The sequence below is a fragment of the Undibacterium sp. Xuan67W genome, assembly GCF_049340165.1.
Classification (GTDB): domain Bacteria; phylum Pseudomonadota; class Gammaproteobacteria; order Burkholderiales; family Burkholderiaceae_D; genus Undibacterium.
Genome location: NZ_JBMPPN010000004.1, coordinates 44,302 through 56,883, shown reverse-complemented (window position 1 = coordinate 56,883; position 12,582 = coordinate 44,302). Strand labels below are relative to the sequence as shown.

Annotated in this window: 7 protein-coding genes; 4 read left to right on the top strand and 3 right to left on the bottom strand. The window is 50.8% G+C overall.

Annotation, left to right across the window (positions count from 1 at the left end):
- Window positions 1-120: 120 nt before the first annotated feature.
- Window positions 121-1,458 (top strand): glycosyltransferase, encoded by a 1,338-nt coding sequence (locus tag ACO0LE_RS04700; protein WP_422959265.1) that lies wholly within the window; start codon window positions 121-123, stop codon window positions 1,456-1,458.
- Window positions 1,459-1,468: 10 nt separating this feature from the next.
- Here ACO0LE_RS04700 and ACO0LE_RS04695 read toward each other — a convergent pair whose 3' ends face one another.
- Window positions 1,469-1,834 (bottom strand): hypothetical protein, encoded by a 366-nt coding sequence (locus ACO0LE_RS04695; RefSeq protein ID WP_422959264.1) that lies wholly within the window; start codon window positions 1,832-1,834, stop codon window positions 1,469-1,471.
- A gap of 232 nt (window positions 1,835-2,066) precedes the next feature.
- Here ACO0LE_RS04695 and ACO0LE_RS04690 point away from each other — a divergent pair, with 232 nt between their 5' ends.
- From ACO0LE_RS04690 to ACO0LE_RS04680, 3 genes are all read left to right on the top strand, one after another.
- Entirely contained in the window at window positions 2,067-2,516 is a 450-nt protein-coding gene (locus tag ACO0LE_RS04690; protein WP_422959263.1) for a DUF4399 domain-containing protein, read from the top strand.
- Between the two features lie 132 nt (window positions 2,517-2,648).
- The gene (locus ACO0LE_RS04685; protein ID WP_422959262.1) at window positions 2,649-4,403 is read left to right on the top strand and encodes a diguanylate cyclase domain-containing protein; all 1,755 of its coding nucleotides are present in this window, start codon (window positions 2,649-2,651) and stop codon (window positions 4,401-4,403) included.
- Between the two features lie 185 nt (window positions 4,404-4,588).
- The gene (locus ACO0LE_RS04680; RefSeq protein ID WP_422959261.1) at window positions 4,589-7,417 is read left to right on the top strand and encodes an ATP-binding protein; all 2,829 of its coding nucleotides are present in this window, start codon (window positions 4,589-4,591) and stop codon (window positions 7,415-7,417) included.
- Window positions 7,418-7,595: 178 nt separating this feature from the next.
- On the opposite strand, the gene ACO0LE_RS04675 is transcribed toward ACO0LE_RS04680, so the two are convergent.
- Window positions 7,596-9,896, bottom strand: a complete 2,301-nt coding sequence (locus ACO0LE_RS04675) for a DEAD/DEAH box helicase (RefSeq protein ID WP_422959260.1) — start codon at window positions 9,894-9,896, stop codon at window positions 7,596-7,598.
- Window positions 9,897-10,203: 307 nt separating this feature from the next.
- The gene (locus ACO0LE_RS04670; protein WP_422959259.1) at window positions 10,204-12,231 is read right to left on the bottom strand and encodes a serine hydrolase domain-containing protein; all 2,028 of its coding nucleotides are present in this window, start codon (window positions 12,229-12,231) and stop codon (window positions 10,204-10,206) included.
- Between the last annotated feature and the right edge of the window lie 351 nt (window positions 12,232-12,582).

Below are 12,582 nucleotides of genomic sequence, written 5' to 3'. Positions count from 1 at the left end.
GCAGGTTTTACTTAGAGATTAAAAAATACTCCCCTTATTGTTATTAAACTCAATCACTAATCACCCGTAAAACGAATTCTGAAATTCACCAATATTCACCCTCATTCATCATCGGCATCCATGCAAAAGAGTAAAAAAGTCCTGATCCTCGGTTTTGTCTGGGCCGAGCCGGCGTCATCGGCGGCGGGTAGCCGTACTCTGGAATTCATGACACTGTTTCGTGCGCAGGGCTGGCAGGTGGTGTTTGCGTCGGCGGCGGCCCTGTCGGAGCACCGTGCGGAGTTGTCGGCGCTGGGTGTGGAGGAGAAAAGTATCCAGCTCAATTGCGACAGCTTCGATGTGATGCTGGCAGAGTATCAGCCGGATATTGTCGTGTTTGACCGTTTCTTTACCGAAGAGCAGTTTGGCTGGCGGGTAGCGCGGACTTGTCCGCAGGCCTTGCGCGTATTGGATACCCAGGATTTGCACAGCCTGCGCCACGCCCGCCAGTTATTGCTGAAGCAGTCGCAGCAGTATTGCCATAATGAGATTACGCGTCAGAGTGTCCCGCCAGTGACTGCCAGTCTTGCTGAATTACGTCATGTGATGGTAAGTGAAGATCACAGCCAGCGCGAGATTGCCGCAATTTACCGGTGCGATCTCAGCTTGATGATTTCGGATGTGGAGCAGGCTTTTTTGCAAACCGAATTTGGCGTTCCCGCCTATCTGTTGCATCACTGTGCCCTGATGTTGATCTCTCCGGCTGATGACATGCCGCGCCCGGAGTTTGACGAGCGCGCGCATTTTCTGACGATCGGTAATTTCCGGCATGCGCCGAACTGGGATTCGGTCTTATGGTTAAAGCATGCGCTCTGGCCCAAATTGCGGCAGCGCCTGCCACAGGCGCAACTGCATGTTGCCGGTTCGTATCCGCCACCCAAGGCCAGCGCCTTGCACAATCCGGCACAGGGATTTCATGTAATTGGTTGGGTGCCTGATGCCCACGCTGCCATGCGGCAAGCGCGGGTTTGTCTTGCGCCTCTGCGTTTCGGTGCGGGGATCAAAGGCAAATTAGCTGATGCCATGGCATGTGGTACGCCGAGTGTGACGACCACGATCGGGTGTGAAGGCATGACGGGTAACAGTGCTGACCTGCGCTGGGGCGGAGCGATTGCCGATGATGCGGAATATTTTGTGCAGGCGGCGGTCGATTTGTATCAGGATCGCGCTGTATGGCAACAGGCACAGAAGCGCGGCGACCAGATTGTGCAGCAGCGCTTTGATCGTCCGCGCATTGCGGCTGAATTACTCATGGCGCTGGAAGATGCCGGGCTGCATTGCACAGAACGGCGACAAGCAAATTTTGTCGGATTGATGTTGCGGCACCATCAGCACAAGAGCACGCAGTATATGTCGCAATGGATTGCCGAAAAAAACCGGCTGGCAGCGACCGTAGCGACGCCGCCGGAATCCGTCTGAACCTTACGTTTTAATAGCGGTGCTCATCCACCAGATGCTTGGTAAAACTGTACTTAGTACCGCCCTGTAAAACATCCACCATCTTCTTGGGATTCGCGGCCGAAATAAAAATATCAGCGATACTGTCTTTGACGCGGAACTTAGTTGCCGGACTCAGGATATTGTTTGCTTTAATACACAAATGGCGAATGGTCTTGGCTTTTTCATTACAGATCAAAAAGTGACATTCCTTGCGAAAATTCGCTAGCGGAATATTTAGCCACCATCCCTCATCGCTGGCGTAGCGCACCACCTTGGAAAATTGCGTATTGCTGTCGTTGAGTAGATTTAATTGCAATGAATCGTTGGCAATCTGGATGGCTTCGGATTTATTCATAGAGTTTTTCATTTGATGCGAGTATGGCGATATAGCCAACATAGACGGTAGTCGTCAAGGATACAGTGCGTAATTGCAAAACTTGGCAAGATTTATCGCTTTGTAAAGAAATTTATAAAAAAATAGCGCAAAATAGCTCGCAAGTAAAATTTAGGCCTCATTAGAGACCCGAGTTTGCTCATTTCTGTTGCCAGCACCGGGCTCGTTACACTAACCAAGGAGAACAATCATCATGACTGCGTCCCTAACATCACAATCGTCACAGTTACGTCGTCTGTTACGTCAATCCACCGCGGCATTGCTGATGAGTGGTTTGTCCATCATGTCCGCCGTTGCTGCAGAGCGTACTTTTTTTGAGGCGCCAGCTGACAATGCAGAAGTGACTTCTCCCTTCAAAGTGAAATTTGGTCTGGAGGGTATGAAGATCGCACCGCTTGGGGATATGACGGATAAGACCGGTCATCATCATCTCATCATCGACGGTGTCACAGTGACACCTGGGACACCTTTGCCTTTCGACGAAAAGCATATGCATTTTGGCAAAGGGCAGACCGAGGTGGAGTTATCCCTGCCGCCAGGAAAGCACACGCTCACTCTACAATTCGGCAATGGCGCGCATCAGTCTTATGGTCCTGGCATGAGCAAAACGATTACCATCACAGTATTACCAGCGGCCAAATAAGCTTACGGGCACCTTCTGTTTTTTCTCAAGAAGGATTTCTGAGAGAGATGCCTTTTGCGAATGTTTACCCGAACACGCGAGTTAGAGTGTTTGCGCGTTCGGCTTAGGCGCTCTTTTTTTGAGGGGTTTTGAATGACCGAAGCATCCCAATCTAGCACGTCTTTTTCTTTACGCACTGTCCTGATTGTTCCATATGTGGCGATCGTGCTGGGTTTGGCGATCGTGATCGGCCTGCTCTCTTATCGCGCCGGCAGCAAGGCTGTGCTGACGGTATCCGAGCATTTGTTGCTAGAGACTGTGGGACGTATCGGGCAGGCGATTGATCGTCATGTCGTCGGCTCTGGCGCGACGCTGGAGGCAGCGTTCCCAAACGGAATGGTCGCACCGGAATCGATTGAGTATGACATGCATAATTTGCGCATGCGCTTCTGGATAGCGACCTCATTGCATATTGATCCGAACAATTATGTCTACTATGGTAACAAGGCCGGTCAGGCAATCGGCTTGTTTCGTCATTCGATGCAAGACGGTGAATTACGTGTCAAGGTCAAGCCGGAAGAAATGCGTACCAAATACAGGTTTAGCGGCATCGATGGCGAACTGAAATTTGAATCCCGTGAGACCAAATTATTCGACCCGCGTGAACGCCCCTGGTATAAGGCCGCCAAAGCCAATCTGAAAGACACTTGGACTTCGGTCTATATCGATTTCGGCACCCAGGATCTGGTCGCCACCCGCGCCCGCCGCGTGCTGGATAGCCGTGGCGAAACCGCAGGCGTCGTCGCAACCGACATGTCCTTGCGCTCGCTGAATGATTTTGTGCGTAAGCTGAAAGTCTCGCCAAATGGCTTGGCTTTTATCATCGAACCGAACGGCAATCTGATTGCTTCGTCGGTTACCCAGAATGTAAAGCCTTTGCCCGACGGGATCTATGTCCGCATCAGCGCCGCCGATAGTGGAAATGCCCTGCAATCAGCGATTTATACTGAAGTACAACATGCGCTGAGCACGGCAGAAGGACCTTCCGGCGCCAAGACGCTTAGTTTCTATACCGAGGACGGACAAAAAATCCACGTGGCATTTGACCGCATTGTAGACAGCGCCGGACTCGAATGGGTTAACGTCGTCGCGATGCCGCGCAAGGATTTTATGGGTGGCGTGATCGAGAACGTGATGATGAACGTGCTGATCAGTGTGATTGCCGCACTGATCGCAGTTGCCGTTGGTTTCAGGATTCTAAATTGGGTCGCCAACGATCTGAAGCGCCTGTCAGTCGCTGCCGGGATGGTGGGTGATGGTCAGCTTGATGCGCCAGTTGGCATCCACCGGCGTGACGAAATTGGCGAACTTGCCAAGAGTTTTGAACATATGCAGCATCGGCTGCAAACAGACAGACTGACTGGGTTGTCTAATCGTGAGAATTTTGTGCGTCGTCTGGAAAATAAGATTGCAAACGCCAGGAACGACAAACGCGCCGAACCTTTTGCGATTTTGTTTATTGATTTGAATGGCTTTAAACAGATAAACGATCAGTATGGCCACGATATTGGCGACCGTGCGCTAATTGAGATCAGTGAACGCTTGAAAGCCAATATCCGTGCAGGTGACCTGGTTGCCAGATACGCCGGCGATGAGTTTGTAGTGATGCTTAACGGCGTTGCTGATCGCGTCGCCCTGGAACCGATCCGTCAACATATTCAAGAAGCATTGCATGCCCCATGGTTGGGTGAGGCAACTATGCATGGAAAGACGGCTCAGCTATTGGGCGGTGCTATCGGTGACGCGTATTTTCCTACAGATGGTGATGACGCCATCACTCTATTGAAAGCCGCAGATCGAAACATGTATCTCAATAAATTCGGTGGACGCAAGTCGGAAAGCAACTAATATTTGGTCCTGTTGCACCGGAGCGTGTTTCCAGCCATGCGGATAACATAACATATCAGATCAATGTAAGCCATATAATCAACATTTGGCATACTTAACGAAGCAACTATATCTACGTAGTATTGCAATCACGGTGGTCACATTGATTACCAGGATTTTTTTTGCCTATTTCAAATTTGATGACCATGGATTTACTTGTTACGAACGAAGATATTGCCCAGTTTGAGGACGAACTTCCTCAATTGAAGGGCAGACTCCGCTTTAACAAGCTGGTCGAACTCGCTTGGCACTTACGTCAGCGCGATACACATAGAGCGGTATCCTTAGCCAATGAAGCAGATGCTCTCAATGGAGATTTAGGCTCTGAATCAAGTGAACATCGCCCCGTCGGAGCGGATGTGAGTGCGACTGCGCGCATACTATTGGTCAGGGCAGAAGCCTGCTGGTTGTTCGTTAATTTTGATGCCGCCGAAGAATCTGCACAAAACGCATTAGACCTTTTTTTGACACTGGATAATCATGAGGGTCTGAGGGGCGCTAGTGATGCTAGATATCTCTTGGCAGCGGTAGCGCACAATCGTGGCCAAAATTTGCGTTTAACCGAGCAATTGGAACTGGCAATCGCGGACGCACTTGCTTGTCATGACGTCAATCGAGAAGCCATGGCAAGGGCATTTCTCGCAACGCAGCTTTTATTGCGTGATTTGCCTAAAACAATTGAGCGGTGGAACGACCAGTATAAATGTGATCTTAATGATGATCACCCCATTGTGGTCGCTTGTGCGCATGAGTATTTTTTTTACGTAGATTCTCTTTCCAGTGATTTTGGGAATGCAATCTCTCATGCAATTCCCACCTACGAATTTTGTTTAAATTACGGGGAGATAAGAAGAGCCACAACAGTATTGAGTAATATTGGTGATGGCTTTAATAGCTTGAATGATCATCAAGCTGCCTTGGGCTGGCTAGAAACCGCACATGGTTTAGCAAAACCAAAAGGATGGCCCGCAAGCATTGGCGCTACGTTGGTTCAAATGGCTGAGACGATGCGGCGGCTTGGGCGTCTGGATGCTGCTAAAGAGTTATTAACGGACGCACTTAATGCGCTCGCTTCGATGTCTGATGCGCGGATTTATCTGATGGCCCTGCGTTATCAAGGAGATTTATCGCTTGATCTAGGTGATAACGAACAGGCCTTGGCTTCGTTTCGGCTTTTGCAGGAAAAGGCAGACGCGCGCGATCAGCTTGATGTCAGAATTGGCTCACGGCGTGGACAGGCTCGCGCCTTATCCTTGCTCGGGCAACCTGAAGAAGCGCTCAGTATCGCTGAACACGCGCTAATGCTGGCTAAATATAGCAAAGATAATTATCGCCGTATTGATGTCCTGCGCGTGTTGGCCGCGATTCACATGAGGGATAGTTTACCTCCGTCGATGGATATGACTGCGCCAAGTGCCCCGCTGCATTATTTGCAGCAGGCTCTGGACATTGCGGCCAATATTAGTGGTTACAACGTCACTGGCGATTTGCTTGATGAAGTCGCCGATGCGCAGGCCGCGATTGGACATTTTGAAGAGGCATTTAACCTCAGTCGGCTGGCGATCAGTTCACGCGAAAAAATTCATACGCAGGAGGCGACCAACCGTGCCACTGCGATGCAGATCAGTCATCAGACTGAGCGTATGCGTGCCGAAGGCGAACATTTACGTGAACTGGCGAACGCAGAAGCACAAAGGGCAGAAGTCTTACAGCAAACGAGTAGCATTCTGGAACGTCTTGGTCAGGTCGGTCAGGAGATTACCGGAAGTCTGGACGCGAATGCGGTATTCCAGGCACTCAACCGCCATGTCCACGGATTATTGCATGTTACGGCATTCGTAATTTATCTCATGGATGCTGACCAGCAAAGTATGACCTCTGCTTACGGGGTAGAAAATGGTACGCCGATTGCACCGGATACGGTGTATATGTCCAGTATGGTCTCGTACTCGGTGCGCTGCATTAAGCAACGAAGTGATATTTTGGTCGAAATATCTCCGGAAAATGAAATTCCTGAACTGATTCCCGGTACGGAACCTGTATTGAGCACCTTGTTTGCTCCACTGATGAGTGCCGATACGGTGCTCGGCGTGATGACCATTCAATCCTCACGCGAGCATGCGTATGGTGAAAGAGAGCGCATGATTTTTCGTACGCTGTGTGCTTACGGAGCGATTGCTCTCGCCAATGCCGATGCCTATCAGCGCCTGACACAGACGCAGGAGCATCTGGTCGCCCAGGAAAAACTCGCGGCCTTAGGCTCACTGGTTGCCGGTGTTGCGCATGAGCTGAATACGCCGATCGGTAACTGTCTGCTGGTCGCTTCTACCTTGCAGGATAGTACCAACACGCTGGTACAAAAACTCGCCCAGCAAAGCCTGCGTCGCTCGGATTTAAGTCAGTTTTGTGAAGAAGCCAAGCTCTCTGCCGATATCATGATGCGTGGCCTGAGCAGTGCCGCGACGCTGGTCAGCAGCTTTAAACAGGTTGCGGTTGACCGCACTTCAGAACATCGCCGTCCATTTGAATTGCATCAGGTGGTACACGACATTATTGCGACTTTGAATATACGGATTGCGCATGCCGGACATATGGTGATGCAGGACATTCCTATGGGCATCCGCATGGACAGTTATCCCGGCTCGCTGGGACAGGTGATTACCAATTTGATTGAGAATGCGATTCTTCATGCATTCGACTTACGCGGTCCCGGCAAACTCAGGATCAGCGCAACCCGTCCTGAACCTCATCGTGTGCTGATTCAGTTTGCGGATAACGGCGTCGGCATTCCTGGAGAAAATCTGAAACGCATCTTTGACCCGTTTTTTACAACCAAACTCGGGCAAGGCGGCAGCGGACTCGGTCTGAACATTTGCTACAACATTGTCACATCGATCCTGCACGGACAAATCACGGTCAAAAGTGTACTCGGTGAAGGCACCAGTTTTTATCTGGATTTGCCGCTGGAAGTATGACGCCGTCGTCGGCAGCGTCATCTTACTATTTTCCTGTACAACTACAATCAAACTGCCTTGGTTGCCTTACTCACGTGACCGCATAACCGTATGACTATATGACAGTACGATAGCTCGCACTGTCATTTGTGATTGATCACCGGCTTGCTGGAACTATTTCGCCTCAATACTTCCGTGTTTACTTAGCGCTTTTCCGGTGCGGTTTTGCTGCATCGGGTTTGCGGTCCGTCTTATACTTTGCGGCCGGTTTGCTACGTGGTTTTTCTGTTGCGAATGCCGGTTTTTTCGGCGCTGAGTTGGTGAACTCCGATGGTTTTTCAGCAGATTCGCTGATATCAAGCTGCTTGCCTGCGACCCAGACTGTTTTCAATTGTTTCAACAATTCTTTCGGCATACCTTGTGGCAGATCGAGCAAACTATAGTGATCAAAAATCTCGATACGGCCAATGTGTTTCGCTTCTAGACCAGCTTCGTTGGCAATTGCGCCGACAATATTGGACGGTGTCACGGCGTGGGTGCGACCGACCTCAATACGATAACTTTGGGTCGGTGCAATCGCTTTCGCAGGGCGGTCTTTTTTTGATTTGGCCGGACGCTCTGCGGCATCGCTATGTTTGTCAGCAAAGCCGTCGTCACGTGGATCCGTATTTACAGCGCGTTCTACCGTGCTATCTAGTTTGCTGGCACGTGGTTTGACGGCTCGTTCAGGTGCTACGGCTGGTGCACTTCTGGTTGCAGGCGATTTACCGGCGGCACCGTCTGCATGAATACGCAACTGCTGACCTGCAACACGTACAGACTGCAACTGATCCAGCGTGGACTGCGGCAAGTCCTGCGGCAAATCGAGGACGCTATAGTCGTCATAGATTTCGATACGACCGATATTTTTAGAATCCAGATTTGCCTCGTTCGCAATCGCCCCAACGATGTTGCCCGGCTTCACACCGTGGGCATAGCCGACCTCGATACGGAAGGTACGCATGCCTGGATCGGCTTCGCGGATGATGCGTTCTTTTGGCTCATAGCCGGGACGCGGAGCACGCTCGCTGCGTTCAAATCGGTCGCCCCTGTCATTACGGTCACCGCGTTCAGGGCGGTCGAATTTGGTCCGTGCTGCGCGTTCTTTGTCCCAGCTATCGTCGCTGGCTACTTTTTTATTTTTGTCGAGCAGCAGAGGTTCGTTACCGCGTGCCATTTTTGCTAAGGCAGCCGCGATTTCTATTGCCGGAATATTGTTTTCCTGTTCGTAGTCTTCGATGACTGACTGGAATAATTCGAGTTCGCCAAGAGCGATCGTGGCGGTAATCTGCTCTTTGAAGCGTGCAATCCTGACGTCATTGACTGCCTGAATCGTTGGTAATTCCAATGGCGAAATAGGCTGGCGTGTAGAGCGTTCAATCGCCTTAAGCAAATTCTTTTCACGCGGCGTGATAAATAAAATCGCCTCACCACTACGACCGGCGCGGCCAGTACGACCGATGCGGTGGGTATAGCTTTCCGGATCATGCGGCACATCGTAGTTGACCACATGACTGATACGCTCTACGTCCAGACCACGTGCAGCAACGTCGGTCGCTACCAGAATATCGATCTTGCCGTCTTTGAGTTGTTGTATCGTGCGTTCACGTTGCTGTTGCTGGACGTCGCCGTTGATTGCAGCGACAGAAAAGCCTCTTGCTTCGAGTTTGCTGGCGAGTTCTTCGGTACCGAGTTTGGTCCGCGAAAAAATAATCATCCCGTCGAAGGTTTCCGCTTCCAGAATCCGCGTCAGTGCATCAAGCTTATGCATGCCGCTGACCAGCCAATAGCGCTGCCGGATATTATCCGCAGTGCCGGTTTTGGCAGCGACGGTAATTTCAGCAGGCTTGTTCAGATAGGTCTGGGCAATGCGTTTGATCACGGATGGCATGGTTGCCGAGAACAGGGCAGTCTGGCGCGTTTCAGGTGTTTCTTGCAAAATCCGTTCGACGTCGTCGATGAAACCCATTCGCAGCATTTCGTCGGCTTCGTCCAGTACCAGTGTCTTGAGCTTGGATAAGTCGAGCGAACCTTTATCCAGATGGTCAATAACACGGCCTGGCGTACCTACCACGACGTGGACACCGCGACGCAATGCGGATAATTGCGGACCGTAGCTCTGACCGCCGTAGATAGGCAAGACATGAAAGCCGGGGATATGTGTCGCATAACGCTGAAAGGCTTCTGCAACCTGAATCGCGAGTTCGCGGGTCGGTGCCAATACCAGCGCTTGTGGCGAGGTTTGCTTGATATCGATACGCGACAAAATCGGCAAAGCAAAGGCCGCAGTTTTTCCGGTACCGGTCTGCGCTTGCCCTAGTACATCGCGATTCGCGAGCAAAGGCGGGATGGTCGCCGCCTGGATCGGTGACGGTGCCTCGTAGCCAACTTCCTTGAGGGCGCGCAACAGGGGCTCGCTCAGGTGTAAATCGGAAAATAAGGGGATGGGGGTATCAGACATGGCGTTCTCAGCATTTCACGTTAGGGCTCGTATCGCAAATGCGAAACAATATGGCGTCTAGTTTACTCTCTTGCGCTGCTAAAGGGCTGAGAATATGCCTGAGAAGATGGCTTTCTACGCGGAAAACACCCTTAAATCGGTCTGAAATAGCCTATTCAGCAGCAATAAGGCCTTTTTGCCAGTTCAGTTTGAACAATAAAAAAGCCCGGGAATTTGAGTCCCGGGCTGCTTTTTTCATTTGAATAAGTTCCGATAGCAATGAGCAAATTTAGCTAACAAATTGACGTCTCCTATCCACTAATCCGGATTAACTGCCCTCGGTAAACACATATTCGTGCTGACCATCACGCGTGATCAGGACACGCTTACCGTGACGTTCACCGACCACCATTTCAAAGCCAAGCCGGGTCGGTTCTGTCGTGATGAAGGAGATGCTGCCATCATCGTTTTTGCGGGAGGCAACGACGCTTTTCCACTCGCCAAAATCAAAGACGGTATCACGTCCTTTTTTACTCACGATGAGTTCGCCGAGTTCAGGGCTTTGGTAGCGTTTCGCCAGTTTGCTGGCAGCTTGTGTGGCAGCTGGCATCACGAGACGGTCGCGGAACTGAGTCATTCCAGCTTTGGTCGTTGCGACCGCTGCCTTGATATCTTCGACAGCTTCGGGTTTGCCATCAAAAACGATTTCCATAAAACGGCGCATGAACGGACGTAACAAGCGACCTCCCTCATCCGAGTTCGTCAGAAGAGCCACGCCAATGCCGCTGTCAGGCAATAAGTAAAAGTTACTCTTGAAGCCAAACATACTGCCGCCATGAAAAACCACCGGTACGCCCCAGGCGACTTCCGTCTCTAGTCCCATGCCGTAGGTCGCGTTTTCACCGACACTGACTTGCGGTTGACGGCGCGCCAGCACATTGTCAGCAGAAATATATTGTTTACCGTTCTCGACTTTCCCCGTGTCCGCTTCAAATTTGACGTAGCGGATAAAGTCATGCGCTGTGGTCCAGACGCCGCCAGCCGGACGATGCGGCATGATGGAATAATTCATCTCCATGCCAGCCAGTGTGGTCTTGCCATTGACGTCCATGCCGTGCGGACTGGCGTGATTGCCTTTGAGCGCTTTTGCCATGTCAAAGGTTGTGGATGACATGCCTAGCGGATCAAAAATCCGTTTTTGCATGGCCAGATCATAGGCCGCACCCAGCGACATCTCCGGATAAGCGAGATGGCCGCCGATGTAGCCAGCGGCTGATGCCATCAGATTATTGTATTGAAAAATATCGCCAAACCCGCTGGTCGGTTTATTCGTGGCAAGCAGTGCCAGTGAGCTTTCTGGCGTCGCATTTTTGTATTCAAATATCCATTCGAGATCTTGCCGAGGCAATCCGGTACAGGCGCAGATCAGATGTTTGAATAAGACTTTTTGTGTAGTCTCTGCATCTCCGAGTTTAAAACCGGGATACAACTGCGTAACGGGCTGATCCCATTTCAATTTACCTTCATCCGCCAGACTCGACAACATCAGGGTACTCATGCCCTTAGTATTCGATGCAGCCATAAACAAGGTATTGGCATCCACCGGTGCGGGCTTACCTAATTCGCGCACCCCGACGCCACCCTCATAGACCACTTTGCCGCCATCGAGTACGGCGAACGAGGCGCCTGGTACACCTAGCAGTTTCATGGAATCACTGAGAAAACTGCGTAACAAGGCAACTCGTGATGCATCCATATGATGTGGCGTGCGACCGGCAAACGACTCTCGGGTATAACCAGCAGGACGTACGCTCTGGACAATCAGCGAAATTGCTGCGCCGCGTTTTTCAAAAGTCTGCTCTGACCCGTCCAGCAGCACGACGCTCCATTGTTTGCCGCGACGATGCGCGATTGCCTCGATCACGATACGCTCATTAGGTGATGTTTCGTAGTCACTGACTTTGCGTTCTTCCCAGCCATCTTTGGCGGCCCGGTTGGTGACTAGGTTAACCGGATGTTTCTCGCCAGGTTTGTATTGCAGCCAAGCCGCCTTGACGGCGGCCGCAGCATTCTCCGCCTCCAGATCAATCAGCGCTACGTGGGTATCGGCTTCAGGTGCATCGAGTACCAGCATATTGCTGTCGCGCCGCACGCTCCAATCACGCGGTCCGGTGACTTGCGTACCAATTTGTGTGACCAGCCCCAGATCCTGTTCAAGCTTACCGATATGTACCTGACTGGGCGCGGCTTTGCCGCTGGCGCTTGCGACGACATCCGCCGCAAAGCTGAACTGAGCAGGGAGGGTGAGGGCAATGGAAGATGCCAGCAATAATCTGGATAAACACTTACGTTTCATCAAAGTCTCCTGATGTGTACTTGATTCAATTTAGGCGGATATTACTTCTTGGAACAAGTTAAGGTTTTATGGCTGATGCCTGGTCATTTTTTATTCTGACGAGCACAAAACACTTGAGGAAAATAATGGGGGAGTCAGTACTACGGTGGTAGTGGACATATACGTCTACCCAGATAAATGCAAAATGATAAATTACCAGAATGTTAAAATAAAAGCAATTAATTCGCCATGCCTGAAAATACTTCTTTGGTGGGGATTCTTAGCTGCATTGCTTAGTTATAGTAATCGGGGATATGCACAAGTGAATGAGCATGTCCTTCGTTTCATTCCTACTAAATGTTACCTAAATGT